The organism is Hamadaea flava, from assembly GCF_024172085.1.
Taxonomy (GTDB): Bacteria; Actinomycetota; Actinomycetes; order Mycobacteriales; family Micromonosporaceae; genus Hamadaea; species Hamadaea flava.
This window is the reverse complement of the sequence record NZ_JAMZDZ010000001.1, coordinates 2,150,078-2,165,548: the sequence shown is the minus strand read 5'-3', so window position 1 is coordinate 2,165,548 and position 15,471 is coordinate 2,150,078. Positions and strand designations below refer to the sequence as shown.

Sequence of the window (15,471 nt, the reverse complement as noted above, 5' to 3'; positions counted from 1 at the left end):
GCGCTTTTGTGTTGGCCCCGCGGACGAGAGTGTCGCCAGCATCAGATTCACCGGGCTAACGTTTGCTGTCAACCGGCCTTCAGCGACCCCTCCCGAGAGGCCCCAGTCCGAAGGTAGCGACGATGATCAGCCCTTTTGTGCGCCGCCGCCGACTGGCGATGGAACTCCATCGGCTACGAGAGGGCAAAGGGCTGACTGCCGCAAAGCTCGCCCAGGACATCGGCGTTCCCCGACAACGGATCTCCCTGCTCCAGAACGCCCATGTGGCACCCGACCTCGACGATGTCCGGCGAGTCCTTGCCCGGCTGGGTGTCGCCGAGCCCGAGTGGACGACATTGATGAACGTCGCCCGGCAGGCGCAGGAACGCGGCTGGTGGGACAAATGGGCCGACGAGATGGGTCCCCGGCAAGCCCTCACCGCCAACCTGGAAGCCGGCGCCGCAACGATCCGCGAGTACCAGCTGATGCTGGTGCCTGGCCTACTGCAGACGCCGGCTTACACGGATGCCCGCGCCACCATCGACCACCCGACCCGCGGACCGCAATTCGACCGGATTCGGTCGCTGGAGGCACGCGAAGTGCGGCAAGAAATGATGGCGAGACCGGACGGACCTCGATATGAGGTCATCATCGACGAACTCGCCGTCCGCCGGCCTGCAGTCGATCCACACACCATGGCTGGACAGGTTGAATACCTTGCCGGGGTCGGGCACAGCCGAGAACACCTGACCGTCCGGGTGCTGCCCTTAGCCGCCCGGATCACGCGCCACGCCGTGCCGTCGTCAGCGTTCTCGGTCTACACCTACCCAGACCCGGCCGACCCCGTCGTGGTCACCGTGGACACCGCCACGGCTGATCTCCTCCTGGCCTACCAGCCAGAGGTGGACTACTACCTCGAACTTTACGAGCACCTCCAAAGCGCAAGCCTGTCACAGGCCGAAAGCCTCAGCTTCCTCGCCTGCGCAGCCGAGGAACTGCACTCACTGAAGGGATAACGAACATGGAAAATACTCAAGAATCTCCGCTGAGCTGGCGCAAGTCCAGCCGCTCGCAAGGCGGCGCGAACTGCGTCGAAGTCGCCACCACGACCGACCAGATCGCGATACGAGACTCCAAGAACCCTGACGGTCCGACACTCACCTTCCAGGCGCAGACCTGGCGCGACTTCGTCGCGGGCATCCAAGCCGGCGAGTTCGACCTCTAGACACCCGACGAAACAGCCGCCTGCCGCGAGCGACGTTTGCTCCTGACCACCAACCCGGGAAACGCCATGTCCACATCAACGGCCCCCTCAGCCAACGGCCTGCTCATGGACGCACGGCGGGCCAAGGCCTCGCCGACCGGCTCAGGCCGCCCGATGTCACGACAGGAACTCGCCGAGGCCGTCGCCGAGCACATCTACGCCCAGCACGGGCTCCACGTGAGCATCGACGACGGGTACATCGGCAAGCTCGAACGCGGCGAACACCGATGGCCGACGGCCCGATATCGCGAAGCGCTATGCCACGTCCTCGGGGTTCCCGACCCCAGCGCACTCGGCTTCCACATCATCCGCGGCCACCGACACCAGCCATCACCCGATGCGACAGCAGCTGACGAGTGCCAGAGCAGCGATGACCTGATTCATTCGGCCGGCCATTGGCTCGAACTGCTCAAAATGTTCGTGTCGTGGACCGACAGTCACAACACGAGCCAACTGCTGCGGGCCGGCGAAACGCAGACGCACATTCTCCAGACGCACCTGCGATCACTTACCAGACCTCCCAGCCTGATGCTCACTGCACAAGCACGATGGTTCGAGTTCCTCTCCTGGGCAGCAGACAACAGCCTCCGAGACCACGAAGCAGCCAGATGGATCGAACAAGCGCGGGACCTCGCCCTGGCGGCCACAGACACGCGCCTGGCCAGCTACACGCTCATGCGGCAGGCCCAGCAGTGCGCCGAACACGGCCGCGGCGTCGACGCCGTCGATCTCGCGATCAAAGCACGCCGTCACTCTGCAGCAGCGCCGCGAACACATGCGCTCGCCTACGTGCGCGAAGCACACGGTCACGCGTTACTCGGCGACGGCCATTCCGCGTACGCGGCGATCCGGCACGCCCATCGGGTTGCAGGACGAACTTCCGCCGATGATGAGGCCGACCTCGATCACCACTGCACCCCGCAGTACATCGACGCGTACGACGCATACTGCCACCTACTTCTCGGCCAGCCAGATCTCGCTGCAAGGCAACTCGAAGTGGTAGTGGCAGGAAAGCCCCCGACATCGCGCCACGACGAAGCCCTGTACCGCGCCTGGCTATCACACGCATATCGGCAACTCCGCCGGACCGATGAAGCAATCGACCAGTATCAACAGGTCTACGCCTTGGCATCCGCCACCGGGTCAGCGCGCGTCCTCCGCGCGCTGCACACCCCGACCGAACTCGGACTCCGCAGCCCCTCGCCCAGCTCGGCTACGCGCAGGATCACAGCACGGCGGCAGACCGCCACCAGCCGCCGACGATTCCAGGCGAAGAACACGCTCGACCATGGCTTCGGGGTGGCAGGCTAACCGACGTGGACATACTGCTGCCCAGCGCAACCTCAGCCGATGAGCGAGCCCGCTCGCCGCGCATTGCCATCCTGCCTGTCGGCAGCTTCGAGCAACATGGTGCCTACTTGCCCCTCTGCACCGACACGATCGTCGCCGGTGTTATCGCCAAGCGCCTGTCAGACACCTACGACTTGTTCCAGCTGCCACCTGTGACGATGTCCTGCTCCCACGAGCACGCCGCGTTCCCCGGCACTGTCAGCATCTCCGCCAGAACGCTGATCGCCATCGTGACTGACGTCTATCAGTCGCTGCAGGCAGCGGACATCGACCGGCTCGTGATCGTCAACGGCCACGGCGGCAACTACGCACTACGCAATGTCGTCCAACAGGCCAACATTCCCAACGAAGCCCGCATGGCGCTCTTCCCGACCGCAGAGGACTGGGCCGACGCGCGGACCGCCGCGGGATGTGGCAGCCAATCACATGACGACATGCACGCCGGCGAACTAGAAGTATCGATGCTCCTTCACGCGACTCCCTGGCTCGTGCGCCCCGGGTACGAAACCTCCGACCACCTAGCCGACGATCGCCGCGACCTGCTCACCCTGGGAATGGGCGCCTACACGACGACCGGAGTCATCGGGCGACCGTCACTGGCAGCGGCCAGCAAGGGAGCCGCGGTCCTCGAAAGCCTGACGGCCGCATTCTCACGCGTCATCGAACTCCTAGAGCCCGAACCGTGACATGCGCCAGCAACCGTTGTTGCTTCAGAGCTCAAGCCTGTTCCCAAGACGGCACAAACAACTCGTAAGCAATGGCCTGATGGTCGCTGAGCGTCCAAGATCTTGTGCGGTCTGACCCTGTGGTGGTCACCTGCTCAGGACCCGGACGATCTCTTCAGCAAGCTGCGCGGATCCAGCAGCCACGAACTTCTGCCGAGGCTTCATCGCCTCGACGATCCGTTCGTTCGTAGACAGGTCGTAGTCCAGCGATAGCGGGACGCCACCGAGGTCGACCACAGCTCCGCCAGCAGCAGACAGAATGTAGTGGCCTGGCGCCAAATCCCAGATCGCGAAACCCTTGGCGAACTCGATGATCGCGTCGGTGAAGCCGCTGGCGACATGACATAGGCCGATCGAGCCGAAGTCCACACCGATTCGACCGCGCTGCTTCCCGTCAGGCGCGGCAGCGGCCAGCGCAGCGAGGAGCGCGGATTGTCGGCTCAGCGGAACGAAGCGCTCACCGGGCCGCATGAGGTAGTTGGTGACAATCGACTCTGAGAGCAGTTTTGGCTCTCGGGCGAAGAGCCGGCGGCGGGTGCCGTCGGCGGTGATTGCGTATGCCCGGTCTTGTCCGTCAGGCTCGAGCGTGGCGACATAAAGCTGCACGTGGTGGTAGATGTCTCCGACTACGGCTGCTACCGGCCGGGCGCGTGATCGCGAGTAGGCCATGATGTGGGTATAGCCGTTGAGGCCGCGGACAGCTAGCTCGCTCGTGTCGAGAGGATCTACGAGTATCAGCAGGTCCGGCGCGGCTTCTTCGCCGATCAGTTCAGGCTCGGCTTCCTCGGAGGCGTAGATGAAGGAACGGAGCTGGCTGGCGAGCAAGGCGCGGTACCGGCTGTGCATCCACAGGTCGTGTTGGGAGAGAAAGTTGTCGGCATGGCGTTTGTTCTCGCCTTCGCCATGCTCGCCCGAAAACGCAGCCTCGATGAGCTTGGGACGCACCTCGGCCATCACGGTGAGCACCGCCGAGACGAGGATGTCGCTTAGTTCCGACAGCCCTGCCGTCGGTGTCATACGATCTCCAGCCGCTGTTATCGCAGTTCAAGTGGTGGCTCAATGCCAGGCGGGCTCATCGTAGCCGCGATGAAAACCGCTTCGAATCCAGCCGCGCGCATGATGCTTGCCCCGGTGAGATCATCGAACCGTGACACCTCAAGATCACGCCCTTTGGTCATCGCACCAAACACGGCGAAATACAGTGCCGCCCCGGGGTATCGGCTTCGTAGTTCGTTGGCAATGTAGCCAACCACGTCAGCATGCTTGACCTCGAAATCACACAGCAAAATGGTCGGTGCCTCGGCGGCGGGTGGGAACAGGCATTGCTCGGCGAGAGCGACGGCATCTTGTACTTTGTTGCAGCGCAGGTACCCGATGGCGCAGCGGCCAAACTGCGCCGACGCGAGGAACGTCGCCATCACAAGGCCGGCTTCGTTGACGCCGAAGCAGATATCAACCTCCAGCCGGCGGCCGACGCTCTTGATCTGACGCATGAGACGTTCGATTCCGTAACCAAAAACCTCCCAGGGCAGGTCCAAGAGTTGGCCCGGCATGGGGTTGGGCAGCGTGAAGGCGCAGACCTCCGGGTTGCCGTTCGGCACAGTCGGAACAGGCAGATTGAAGTCGGGGCCCATGAAGCTCGTGCCGGACGCCGGCGTCCCCACCGGGGTGATAGCAGGATCCGGCGCGCTACTCGGCCGTCCGGCGAGCTGCTTCAACGAGAGTTGGTCCTCCGGAGCGAGCCTCTCGTAGGAGTCAGCAACCAAATCGTTCGGAGATAGGAGTTCTTCCCCGATCCCGAGTGGCCCTCTCCCGTAGGCGGTGGCGAGGACGAGTAAGCTCGAGAAAGTCGGTGGAGATCCGCCGCTGCGCACACGCGCCCACGTTTCCCAGGCATTGATCGTTGTCCCACCGATGCTGGTCTGGTGGCCGGTCATCTCGTTGTAGCGAGCGGCCGCCTGATCTTGGGACAGCCCGGCTGCATACCGATATGCCTGGATGCACGGGACCTCGCTGTGACGACTCATAAGTTCGAGCGCCGCGAGTTCAACTGACCCGAGATCGTGCCAGAGTTGCCGTCCTTGGCGGGCAAGTTCCCGCCCGCGCGCCTGGGGACTTACGGTGCGGTCGGCGACCCCGTCCAATCTTCTACCCCGTTCACCATCGAAACGCCACATCGGACAATACCGTTGCCCAATTGGATGGGCAACGGTGTGCGCGACCCCAATTGGTCCTGGTCAACGTCACGCAGATATCAGGGTGATTGCGCTCCGTCACGGAGGTGTGCTGATTCGTAGCCGCTGGCAAGGTGGTAACTACGCATCAGGGAGGGCGCCAGTGGCGCCTTGCTGATGCGCACCGATGTGCCCCGGCTGGACGTGAGGTGTGCTCCGTCCGGCTGGGTGCCTCGCGGCGGGATGCATTGGGGGATGACGGTGATCGGAACACAGATCTTGGCCGCCTCGACCCGCAGCGGCTTGCCGGACACCCGCCGCGCCCCCAGGCGGACAGCGAACAGCGCCGCGATACTGGATTTGCTCGCACGCATTGACTTGGTCCTTGCGGAGCCTGAAACCCGGTGTCGTGACTCCTTCGGCACCGTGGGGAGGGGCCACGGGAGCAAGGCAAAATTGCCTCCCAACGATCTACTGCGCAGCCTTCGCGTTCACCGTACGTCACCGTCGGGTTCGGGTAGGCCGATGAGCCGGCAAGATCTGGCTGACCTCGTCAACGCTCATCTGGGGAAACAGAAGATACGGCATGCGCCGATCGACGCTGGCTACGTTGGCAAACTTGAGCGCGGTGTTCACCGCTGGCCCCAAGAGGCGTATCGCGACGCGTTCCGCGCGGTCCTCGACGTCACGACGTACGTCGAACTCGGCTTCTATATCCGGAGGCGGCAATTCGGCGATAGTGTTTCATGATTGTCTCCGACGGGTTCGCAGCCGGCTGATTATGAAGGGGATGGCATTTCCAGCTTGTTGGGGAGGCATCGCCGTGCAAGATCCTGCGGAGATGTCTAGCGTGCCGGTCGTTGAGCCACGGATCAGCGCCGGTCTCCGGACCGACACCCATCCCAGCGACGTCGCCGATACGTTCCCGGTGAGAGCTCCGACGCGGCCTGCACTTTTTCGTGGGCTGGCGTCGATCCGGCTGGTAGTCCTCGACGTCGACGACACCATTGTTCTGAACGAAGCGGTCAGCTTCGAGATTGAAAATGGTGCCTTAGATCTGGTTGGTAGGCTTCCGATGAGCCGGGCCACGCACCGAGCCACGTGGGGCATGCCACTGCTGGAGGCCATGGAGTACAGGTCTCCGGGGGTTGATCCTGAGGCGTTCGGCATCGCGTTTCGGGAGGTCTTCTTTCGGTACCACGCTGCTGGGCTTGTCGATGTGGTGCCGCAGCAGAATCTCGTGGCGATCGACGTGCTGCGCGGCGAAGGCCGTCAGGTGATGATCTTAACCTCGCGGAGCGCCATCGAGGTGGAACACCTGATCGTCGAGTCAGCACCGCTCGCGTCGCGGATCAGCGCTACGTACCATTTGGACCGCACGCGTCACGCCAAGCCCGATCCGAGGGTGTTCGACGAGCTCCTCGCCGACACGGGAATTGACCCAGCGGACTGCTTGTACGTGGGAGACACTCCGGGCGACGCGGCCGCCGCCAACGGTGCCGGCATACCCTTCGTGGCGTGCCTGGAGTCCGAACTGCGTAGCCGCGAACAGTTCGACGGCCATCAGGTGGCCGCGTACCTCGCGACGTTTCCCGACATCGTCGGCGCAGTCCTCCGCCTCGAGCGTGGCCGCCGAGCCGCACGCCGGCCGGCTGACAACGGTTCGGTCATCTCCAACCGCGTCGCGCGGTCAGCCAGCGCAATGTGACATCGGCCTGAGCGCGCTGGAACGCCGGCAGTGTCGGCAGAAGCGCCGACGGCTCCTGCATCGACCTGGACAACAGGTAGCCGGCCATTCCCGCGAGGACGGCGTCGACCGCTTCCCCGGGCACTCCTCGGCTCAGCGGATGCGCCTGCCAAATGTCGTCCGGATCGCCTCCGCCGTGCATCGCTACGCTCGGCAGGCCGAGGAGGAGGTCCAGCCAGGGTGCGCCGATGCACGCCGACGGCCAGTCGACGACTGCGAACCCGATGCTGGTGATCAGGAAGTTGTCAGCCCGCAGGTCGCCGTGAAGCAGGGAGGGTCCGGCGGTTGCCTCGGCCCAGTGAGCCTCAAGGACTGCCAGTTCCGATGCGCGAGGGTGCTCCAGGTCAGACCAGTTCGTGAAGGCTTCTGCGTGATCGGCCATTGCCTTGGCCCCCATCGGTGCTGGATTCAGTGCGTCCGCCAGCACAGATGCCGCGTCAAGATACCGTCGCAACTCGGCAGGCCTCCACGGCTGCGCGGGACTCCAGCCGTCGATCGCTTCGGTCAGTACGATCGCCCAAGTCCCGCTCTCGTCTAGAAGGTCGCCGCTCCAGATGAGGCCCGGCGCGTTCACCCGCGCTGGCAACGCTGCGAGGACGACCGCTTCGCGCCGGATCGATCGAGCACCGAAGTCGCTCCGTTCGGCGGTGACCGCCTTGGCGAACACACTGCTCCCGTTCGCGAGCGTCAGCATCGACGCTAATGCTGGGGAGAACCCGCCCGGTCGGCTGGAGGCTGACACCACCGAATCACCGGCCGCGGACTCGATCACGGTCCGCACAGCATCAGGAAGCTGCGACCAAAGCAGCCGATGACCACCGATCGCCACAGGGATATCCATTGTCATACGATCCGCGAACACCACGGGGTATGTCTTCCGAATTCGAGAGAGGTCGACCAGACGTCACGCATGACACGGTGACGGCGTTAGCGTCCGCAGACGACAATCGCAATGCCGTGGAGGAAAACATGCCGACGCTGCCGTCCGGCCTGAGCAACGCCACCGGACTAGGTGTCTACTCGCCGTCGGGTTCGTTTTCCGACAGCGCCTTCAGAACTGCACTGTTCGACGCCGGCATCCGGCGTCTGCAGCACTACGGATTCTCCGTCCGGGAGTCGGCTCGCTGCCGTGGTGCGTGGCACCACATGTCCGCACCGGCCGCCGACCGCGTCCAGGATCTTCATGACCTCGTTGCCGATCCGGACGTCCACGTCGTCCTGCCATCGATCGGCGGCCACGTGGCCGCGCAATTACTGCCCCTCATCGACTTCGACCTCATCGCAGCTAGCGGCACCGCACTGTTCGGGTTCAGCGACAACTCGATCGTGCCGCTGGTCACAACCGCCTGCACTGGAGCCGTCACTTTCCACGGTCCATGCGATGTGACCTTCGGGTTCGGTCGATTCGACGGCGAGAACTACCGGCTGTCCGAGGACAACATCCTCGACGTCATCCGCCACGGCCGCTTCGATGTTGGCGGGACCGTCAACTGGCGACCTATGCAGACAGGAGCGGGCACCGGCACACTGCTCGGCGGCAACCTGCGTGCGATATCGCGGCTTGCCGGCACAACGTGGTGGCCAGACTGGCACGGCAAGATCATGTTCATCGAAGCGGGCGACGAACTTCATTCCGTCGAACAGGACCTCGTCCAACTCAGCCTTGCTGGGGCATTCGATGGACTAGCCGGGATGATCATCGGCCGAGCATCGCGCCTCCCCGAGAACTTCTACCGTCCCGAACAGATCGCGCCACTGGCCACCCTGCTCCTTGACATCGTCGGGCTCCGCGATCGATTCCCCATCATCACCGAGGCCGACATCGGCCACGACGTCGAGAACGTGACCATCCCTCTCGGCGTCGAGGCGACCCTGCTCGTGGAGGGGGACAAGATCAGCTGCAAAGTCCAGGTGGACTGAGGGCGCCGCAAGGCCGGGATAACAAACCGACCCGCGGTCAGATGACGGCGCGTTCGGCGGACAAGTCGTAGGCGACGTGACCGGTCGCGTCATCGATGAGCTGAAGTCTCAATAGGCGCTGCGGCGCTGGAAGGGCGACATTCACGGCCACCGTCATTCGGGTTGCCATGCGGGAGCGGCCTACCGCGTTGGCGTCTGCGTGCCCCCGCTCAGGTTCGGGCTGGTCATCGCGCCACAACCTGAAGCTGAAGGTGCGCCCGCCCTGATATGGGCCTTCAGCGAACGCATATAACAGGCCCTCGCCGGCTCCAATGCCCAACAGCCGGCAAAGTCCCTGCTCAATCAGCACTGTCCAGCGTGGCGGCCCCGATGTCTCGACGACCGTCGTCGAATACAGTATGTCGCCGGTTTCATCGTCGAAGAAGCGCAGGCCGACCGAACCCGGGACGGGATCGGGCAGCACGAAGTCATAGCCGATCAACTCACGACTCTGCTGCAGACCTCGATGGCCAACGATGCCCATCGTCGCCCCGAACAGATCAATGACCCCGTCCTGTTCTGTGGAAGCCTCAAGATGACGCAAGTGGTACGGCGGCGTTGGCTCACCCACGGCGCCAGCGAAATGACGCGGCAACGGCCCTTCCACGAACACATGCAGGCCGACAGCGCCGATCCCGCACGCGAGAAACCGAAACGCCCCCTGCGCAGAGTCGGCAGTTCGCTGCTCGAACCATCTCACGATCGAATCGTAGACCGCTACGCCAATCAACGGCTGAACGCTGCGGGGACGCCGGGCAGGTCTGTGGTGTCCCTTTGCACGTGAGCATTGGCCGCCGACGTGGGTGGCACGATGGACTCAGCCATGGCCAACGCCCTCGTTCTCTAGGTCGGCCAGCGTTGATGCCAAGTATCCCTGCGGGGCGTGACCTCTCGGAGCAAGAACAGCTGGCTCCGTGTTCGCAGTCCGGTGTCAGGACGCCGGGACGCGACGCCGGGCGCGGTACATGATGGTGACGCATGGGTCGTCGACGAGGCCGCCCAAGTCGTCGACGGTGGCAGCGATGGCGTCGAGGAACCTCTTCCGGCTGCCGGGGGCGAGTTCGGCCACGTTTGGGAACGTCGCCCATAATCGTCGAGCTGATGTCGGTGTGAGCTGGTTTGTCCAGCGGATCGTGTCGACCTGTGCAGGCTCAAACCAGCCGCCCTCGGCTAGGCGCGCTTGCCATTGTGGTGTCCGCATCGGCAGGGGCAGACCGGGTTCACGGACTTCGCCTGGAAGGTGTCGGACGTAGAGGGCGTCGAGTGCTGTGCGGAACGCTGTCGGCGGTTGGTCGGGCGCGTCGTATACGGTCCACCAGGCGGCAAGGACTCCGTCGGCCGTCAATGCTGCCGCGATCCTCGGCAGCGCCACGGGCAGATTCACCCAGTGCAGTGACGTCGCCGCGACACATAGCCGGTATGCCCCGGGTGAGATGTCAGCTTGCTCGATGTCGCCGTCGATGACCCGTAGCTTTTGACCAGGGAACCTTTCACGAAGATGGTCGGCCAGTCGAGGGCCGGGTTCAACGGCGACGACCGAGGCGCCGGCGGCCAGCAGAGCGTCGGTTGCCTGCCCGGTACCGGGACCGATCTCTAGGACATCGCATTCACTGCCGAGCGCGCAGTCGCGGGCGAGAAGGTCGAAGATTTGGGACGGATAGGGTGGGCGTCCGACTGCATATTCGACGGGATCACGGTCGAACGAGAGACGGCGTTGGTTCTCCTGACGATCGGGCATTGTGCGAGCGTAGGCAACGGCCGGCCTCGACAGCGATCGACATTCGGGGCTTGGGACTGCCGGCTGTCGGTGGCGTGCTCGGATTGATCACATGCTCTCGTCGGGCATTGGTGATCCGCTAAGGGATGCCCGCGATGGATGCCGCGCCTGGAAGGCGTCCGGCCTCGCCCGCATTGTCTGACTGGAGTTCGTAGATGAGGACGCGCCTCTTCCGTCTGAGCCTTGGCCGGACGACTAGATCCCATTCCACACAGGCTGACCGAGTCACCGCACATGCCGGGCATTCCAATGAAATTTGCGCGACAGGGCTGCTCTGAACAGGACGTTCCGCGCCTGCCGATCACCCGGATCGGCAGGCGCGGACCCGAGCGTCTAATGCGCGGGCAGTGCCGTGGCGAGCAGGTTGACGACCGTGCTGTGGTCCCCGTCACGGTGCGCGGTGAGCAGCGCCGCGAATGTCTCAGCGGTCATGATCGGGATACCGAGTTCGGTGGCCTTGTCGGCTTTGGAGCCCGCCCCTTCGCCGATCACGACTAGGTCGGTCTTCTTGGATACCGACCCCGACGATTTGCCGCCGAGTTGGTCGACGGCTTCGTTTCCTTCGTTGCGGCTCAGGCCGGGCACAGAGCCGGTGACCACAACGGTCATCGGGGTTCCATCGCCGGTGCGCAACGGCAGCCCGGCCGTGTCGTCGCCGGGTCCGGCCGCGGCGTCCGCCTCCGGGGTGCCAGGTTCGCTCATGGTGACGCCGTGCGCGGTCAGCTTGGCGATGGTCGGGCCGGCTTCCAGCAGTTCCTCGATGATGACCGGGGCGCGACCGGCGCCGATGCCCTCGACCTGCTCCCATTCCTGCGTACTGGCCGCCTGGATCGCCTCCATGGTGTGGAAATGCCTGGCGATCCGGCGGGACAGCGAACGGCCGGTCATCCGCAGGCCAAGCCCGGTCAGCACTCGCGACAGCGGTTGGGCCTTGGACGCCTGGATGTTGGCCACGAGCTTGGTGGCCGAGGTCTGGCCCATCCGATCCAGGCCAGCGAGCTGCTCAACGGTCAGGTCGTACAAGTCGGCGGGGTCGTCGACGAGTCCGGCGCCGATCAACGCGACGATGATCTTGTCGCCGAGGCCCTCGATGTCCATCGCGTCGCGGCTGGCGAAGTAGCTCAGCGCCTCCTTCGCCCCGCACACCCGTCCCCGGACGCACCGCCACCTCTTCTGCGACATGTCGATCTCGCCACCGCATCGGGGACATACGGTCGGCGGCTCGAACGCGACCGCGTCAGAGGGGCGCTCGTCGAGCTTCGCGCCGGTGATCTCTGGGATGACCTCTCCAGCGCGCCGGACGAAGACGGTGTCGCCGACTCGCACATCACGCAGGATCAGGTCGGCGAAGTTGTGCAGGGTCGCCGAGACAACCACGACGCCACCGACCTGGACGGGTTCGAGCCGGGCGACGGGTGTGATCACGCCGGTCCGGCCGACCTGCACGTCGATGCCGAGCAGCACGGTGGTGCGCGTGTCGGCCGGGAACTTGTAGGCGATGCCCCAGCGTGGAGCCCGGGTGGAGAATCCGGCGGCGTCGCGATCGGTCGCCGTGTTGGCTTTGATGACGACTCCGTCGACTCCGAACCCGAGTTCGCCGCGGCTGGCGCCGAGAGCGGTGATCGTGTCGAAGACCTCGTCGATGCTGGTGCAGATCGTCAGACCGGCCGGTGACTGGGCGGTGGTGGCGACACTGAGCGACGCGAGGTACTCCATGGCGGCGGAGTGGGTGTCGGAATGGTCGTCGGGCACGCCGTGGGCGGCGTAGGCGTAGAACGACAGCGGCACGTCATAGACCCGTTGCGCGCGCAGGGATCCGGCGGCCGCCGACCGCGGGTTGGCGAACGGCTGCTCGCCATGCGCCGTGCGAATCACGTTGGCCTGGGCGTAGTCGGCGTCGGTCATGAAGACTTCACCACGGACCTCAACGGAGACCGGGGCGGCGAGCCGCAGCGGCAGGCCGGCGACCAGGCGGGCCTGGACGGTGACGTCTTCGCCAGCGCGGCCGTCGCCACGCGTCGCGACCATGGTCAGCAGACCGTCGATGTAGGTGGCGGCGATGGCGAGGCCATCGATCTTCGGTTCCACCGTGTACTGGGCCACCCGGCGACCGACCAGTTTGGTCAGGCGGGCAGCCCAGGCGCGCAACGTTGGCTCGTCGAAGACGTTGTCGAGGCTCAGCATCGGCTGGCTGTGCACGACGTCGCCAACGACGGCCATCCCTGCCCCGATGGTGTTGGTCGGCGAGTCGTCGGTCTGCCATCCGGGGTGGTGCGCTTCGGTGGCGGCGATCCGGGCGATCAACGCGTCGTAGTCCGCATCGTCAAGGACGAGGTCGCCGCCCTTGAAATACGCGGCCGAGGCACCCCGCGCCTGTGCGACGGCGGTGCTGTATTCGTCGTGCGTGTAGAACGGTTGAGCGTGTGCGGGGTCGACGACAGGATCGGTGGGGGCGGGTTGCATCGTTCTCCTTCGAGCCAGGCTAGCGGCCAACCGGTGCCCCCACGCTATCGGTCGGGTACGACAAAAATGCGCTGTGACCAGCCATAATCGAAGATCAATAGTGTGCTGATGGCGCTCATCTCGGGAACAAGCGCTCCGCCCCTCGGGCGTGAAGGACATGGCGTACGTCACCCGGCGGGTCGACTGGGCAAAGCGATCTCCGGTAAGCCGTGGGACAATTCTGATGTGTCGCCGGTCACAGTTCGCCCGTTGGTCATGGACTATCGCCTGGCTGCGGCCGGTTTCATTGAACCGAATCGGCATCCGAGCACACATCGAGCACATCAATCGCCAAGGATCTATAGCCTTGATCGCAAAAAATCCCATCCGACCAGGTCAGATGGGATTTGATCTTGTGCGCCGCCAGGGACTCGAAACCCCGAACCCGCGGATTAAGAGGGCGGCGGCTCGGCGCTAGTTGAGCGTCGAGATGGCGGGGTCGGCGCGTCTGCCGCCCTGTGCCACCGCGTACCTTCCCCGTACATCGCATACGAGCACACGGCGAGCACACGGGTCCTCCCGTTCTCCGTCGCTGGTCCGGCGTCGGCTGATGTGGGTCTACATCGGTTTGTCAGGGTCTTTTCCGGCCAGCCCAAGGTGCCTGCCATAGCGTGAGTGCCCTGGCCAGTGTTTCTGTCACACCCCCGCAGAGGTTCGGCGAGGCGGTGAGAACCATGGCCGCGACGGCGACCGGGGAACCGGTGGGCATCTACCGGCGGTGTGGCTGTAAGGATCCGGCTACGGGCCGACGGTGGGGGAATCGTTGCCCTCGGCTGGCGGATCCAGATCATGGGACCTGGTACTTCGCAGTGCAGGCGACCGCCCCGCACGGCCGTCGGATCCGGTTACGCCGCGGCGGCTACGCGTCGCCAGCCGCCGCACGGGCCGCGCAGTCGGCGGTCGCCGATCGCGACCTGCATGAGCGGTTCGGCGAAGTCGCCACGGTTCGCGACTGGCTGTATGCGTGGCTGGCCGATATCGAGGGCACCATCCGGCCGACAACCTGGCAGTCGTATCGGTCGCACATCATCGAGTACCTGTCGCCGGGCATCGGCCGCATCCTGCTACAGGAGCTGACCGCGGGAAAGATCCAGGAACTGTTCGACGCCTTGGCGACACGGGTCAACCGGTACGCCGAGCCCCTCGCGCCAGCGACGTTGCAGCGGATCCGGGCCACGTTACGCCGCAGCCTCAACGTCGCCGTCCGTGAGCGGTGCTTCAGCGGAATCCTGTGGTCGGCCTGGTCCTACCTGCGGCGCGCAGGCCGCGACCGACGGTGTGGTCGCACAACCGAGTCGAGGCGTGGCGCCTGGACGGGTGGCGTCCCGTGGTTGGCGTGTGGAACGTCGATCAGCTGGCCAAGTTCCTCGACGGTGTGGCAGACGATCCGCTGTACGCGTTGTGGCATCTGGCCGCGCTGACCGGGCTACGGCGTGGGGAGCTGCTCGGCCTGAAGTGGATCGACGTCGACCTCGAGTCGCGGGAGCTGACCGTGTGCCGGCAGCGCATCGAGATCACTGGGCAGGTCCTCGACAGCCTTCCGAAGACCGACGCCGGCGTACGGACCATCGCCCTCGACCAGGACACCACCCAGGCGCTGGACCGTCACCGGTCATCGGAGTGGTCATCCCCAGACGCTGACGGCTGCGTGTTCTGCTGGCCCGATGGACGACCGTTGCGCCCGGACTGGCTCACCCACCGGTTCGCCGAGCTCATCACAGAGCTGAAGCTGCCCCCGATAAGGCTGCACGACCTGCGCCATGGTGCGGCCACCCTCGCCCTCGCTGCCGGCGCCGACATCCGGATCGTGCAAGAAATGCTCGGCCACACCAACTACGCCTTCACCGCCGACACCTACACCAGCGTGCTGTCCACGCAGAGCCGGGCGGCCGCCGACAGGACCGCAAAGGCTGTGCGTGCGCGGCGGGCGGGACCGCAACCATTCACGGCACGCTCTCGGCTCAGCGGCAGCCCATTGACCTAGCGCTTGCGGG

General features: G+C 65.0%; 15 protein-coding genes. 9 read left to right on the top strand and 6 right to left on the bottom strand.

The window, feature by feature from the left end; genetic code table 11:
* Positions 1-122 precede the first annotated feature (122 nt).
* The 4 genes from HDA40_RS10165 (at position 123) to HDA40_RS10150 (ending at position 3,279) form a co-directional block, all read left to right on the top strand.
* Positions 123-995: a helix-turn-helix domain-containing protein gene (locus tag HDA40_RS10165; protein ID WP_253754309.1), complete on the top strand. Its 873-nt coding sequence runs from the start codon at positions 123-125 to the stop codon at positions 993-995.
* 5 nt (positions 996-1,000) lie between these two features.
* Complete coding sequence (locus HDA40_RS10160; protein WP_253754307.1) at positions 1,001-1,204, top strand: DUF397 domain-containing protein; 204 nt, start codon at positions 1,001-1,003, stop codon at positions 1,202-1,204.
* 66 nt (positions 1,205-1,270) lie between these two features.
* Positions 1,271-2,554, top strand: a complete 1,284-nt coding sequence (locus HDA40_RS10155) for an NsdA family TPR-like regulatory protein (protein WP_253754305.1) — start codon at positions 1,271-1,273, stop codon at positions 2,552-2,554.
* A gap of 5 nt (positions 2,555-2,559) precedes the next feature.
* Positions 2,560-3,279, top strand: a complete 720-nt coding sequence (locus HDA40_RS10150; RefSeq protein ID WP_253754303.1) for a creatininase family protein — start codon at positions 2,560-2,562, stop codon at positions 3,277-3,279.
* Positions 3,280-3,405: 126 nt separating this feature from the next.
* Here the strand turns inward: HDA40_RS10150 and HDA40_RS10145 are convergent, their stop codons facing one another.
* Both HDA40_RS10145 and HDA40_RS10140 read right to left on the bottom strand, forming a co-directional pair.
* Entirely contained in the window at positions 3,406-4,335 is a 930-nt protein-coding gene (locus HDA40_RS10145) for an inositol monophosphatase family protein (RefSeq protein ID WP_253754301.1), read from the bottom strand.
* Positions 4,336-4,352: 17 nt separating this feature from the next.
* On the bottom strand, positions 4,353-5,462 hold the full coding sequence (locus tag HDA40_RS10140; RefSeq protein WP_253754299.1) for a helix-turn-helix domain-containing protein: 1,110 nt from the start codon (positions 5,460-5,462) through the stop codon (positions 4,353-4,355).
* A 555-nt stretch (positions 5,463-6,017) separates the two neighbouring features.
* Between HDA40_RS10140 and HDA40_RS10135 the strand changes: the two genes are divergently transcribed.
* Both HDA40_RS10135 and HDA40_RS10130 read left to right on the top strand, forming a co-directional pair.
* Complete coding sequence (locus tag HDA40_RS10135; protein WP_253754297.1) at positions 6,018-6,242, top strand: hypothetical protein; 225 nt, start codon at positions 6,018-6,020, stop codon at positions 6,240-6,242.
* Positions 6,243-6,333: 91 nt separating this feature from the next.
* On the top strand, positions 6,334-7,200 hold the full coding sequence (locus tag HDA40_RS10130; protein WP_253754294.1) for an HAD family hydrolase: 867 nt from the start codon (positions 6,334-6,336) through the stop codon (positions 7,198-7,200).
* Here HDA40_RS10130 and HDA40_RS10125 read toward each other — a convergent pair.
* On the bottom strand, positions 7,160-8,080 hold the full coding sequence (locus HDA40_RS10125) for a phosphotransferase family protein (RefSeq protein WP_253754292.1): 921 nt from the start codon (positions 8,078-8,080) through the stop codon (positions 7,160-7,162). The genes HDA40_RS10130 and HDA40_RS10125 overlap by 41 nt on opposite strands.
* A gap of 128 nt (positions 8,081-8,208) precedes the next feature.
* On the opposite strand from HDA40_RS10125, the gene HDA40_RS10120 reads away from it, so the two are divergent.
* On the top strand, positions 8,209-9,159 hold the full coding sequence (locus HDA40_RS10120) for a S66 peptidase family protein (protein WP_253754290.1): 951 nt from the start codon (positions 8,209-8,211) through the stop codon (positions 9,157-9,159).
* Positions 9,160-9,196: 37 nt separating this feature from the next.
* Here HDA40_RS10120 and HDA40_RS10115 read toward each other — a convergent pair whose 3' ends face one another.
* The 3 genes from HDA40_RS10115 to ligA form a co-directional block, all read right to left on the bottom strand.
* Positions 9,197-9,898 carry a hypothetical protein gene (locus HDA40_RS10115; protein ID WP_253754288.1) on the bottom strand — a complete coding sequence of 234 codons (702 nt, stop codon included), beginning with the start codon at positions 9,896-9,898 and terminating at the stop codon, positions 9,197-9,199.
* Between the two features lie 231 nt (positions 9,899-10,129).
* On the bottom strand, positions 10,130-10,936 hold the full coding sequence (locus HDA40_RS10110) for a class I SAM-dependent methyltransferase (RefSeq protein ID WP_253754286.1): 807 nt from the start codon (positions 10,934-10,936) through the stop codon (positions 10,130-10,132).
* 372 nt (positions 10,937-11,308) lie between these two features.
* Positions 11,309-13,597, bottom strand: a complete 2,289-nt coding sequence (ligA, locus tag HDA40_RS10105) for an NAD-dependent DNA ligase LigA (protein WP_253754285.1) — start codon at positions 13,595-13,597, stop codon at positions 11,309-11,311.
* Positions 13,598-14,286: 689 nt separating this feature from the next.
* Between ligA and HDA40_RS10100 the strand changes: the two genes are divergently transcribed.
* Entirely contained in the window at positions 14,287-14,898 is a 612-nt protein-coding gene (locus HDA40_RS10100) for a tyrosine-type recombinase/integrase (protein WP_253754283.1), read from the top strand.
* On the top strand, positions 14,814-15,461 hold the full coding sequence (locus HDA40_RS10095) for a site-specific integrase (protein WP_253754281.1): 648 nt from the start codon (positions 14,814-14,816) through the stop codon (positions 15,459-15,461). The genes HDA40_RS10100 and HDA40_RS10095 overlap by 85 nt, the downstream gene beginning before the upstream one ends.
* The last annotated feature ends 10 nt before the right edge of the window (positions 15,462-15,471 follow it).

Coding starts and splice junctions, on each gene's coding strand:
- HDA40_RS10160 (WP_253754307.1), top strand. CDS start 1,001: ATGGAAAATACTCAAGAATCTCCGCTGAGCTGGCGCAAGTCCAGCCGC.
- HDA40_RS10155 (WP_253754305.1), top strand. CDS start 1,271: ATGTCCACATCAACGGCCCCCTCAGCCAACGGCCTGCTCATGGACGCA.
- HDA40_RS10145 (WP_253754301.1), bottom strand. CDS start 4,335: ATGACACCGACGGCAGGGCTGTCGGAACTAAGCGACATCCTCGTCTCG.
- ligA (WP_253754285.1), bottom strand. CDS start 13,597: ATGTCCTTCACGCCCGAGGGGCGGAGCGCTTGTTCCCGAGATGAGCGC.
- HDA40_RS10165 (WP_253754309.1), top strand. CDS start 123: ATGATCAGCCCTTTTGTGCGCCGCCGCCGACTGGCGATGGAACTCCAT.
- HDA40_RS10135 (WP_253754297.1), top strand. CDS start 6,018: ATGAGCCGGCAAGATCTGGCTGACCTCGTCAACGCTCATCTGGGGAAA.
- HDA40_RS10130 (WP_253754294.1), top strand. CDS start 6,334: ATGTCTAGCGTGCCGGTCGTTGAGCCACGGATCAGCGCCGGTCTCCGG.
- HDA40_RS10110 (WP_253754286.1), bottom strand. CDS start 10,936: ATGCCCGATCGTCAGGAGAACCAACGCCGTCTCTCGTTCGACCGTGAT.
- HDA40_RS10120 (WP_253754290.1), top strand. CDS start 8,209: ATGCCGACGCTGCCGTCCGGCCTGAGCAACGCCACCGGACTAGGTGTC.
- HDA40_RS10125 (WP_253754292.1), bottom strand. CDS start 8,080: ATGGATATCCCTGTGGCGATCGGTGGTCATCGGCTGCTTTGGTCGCAG.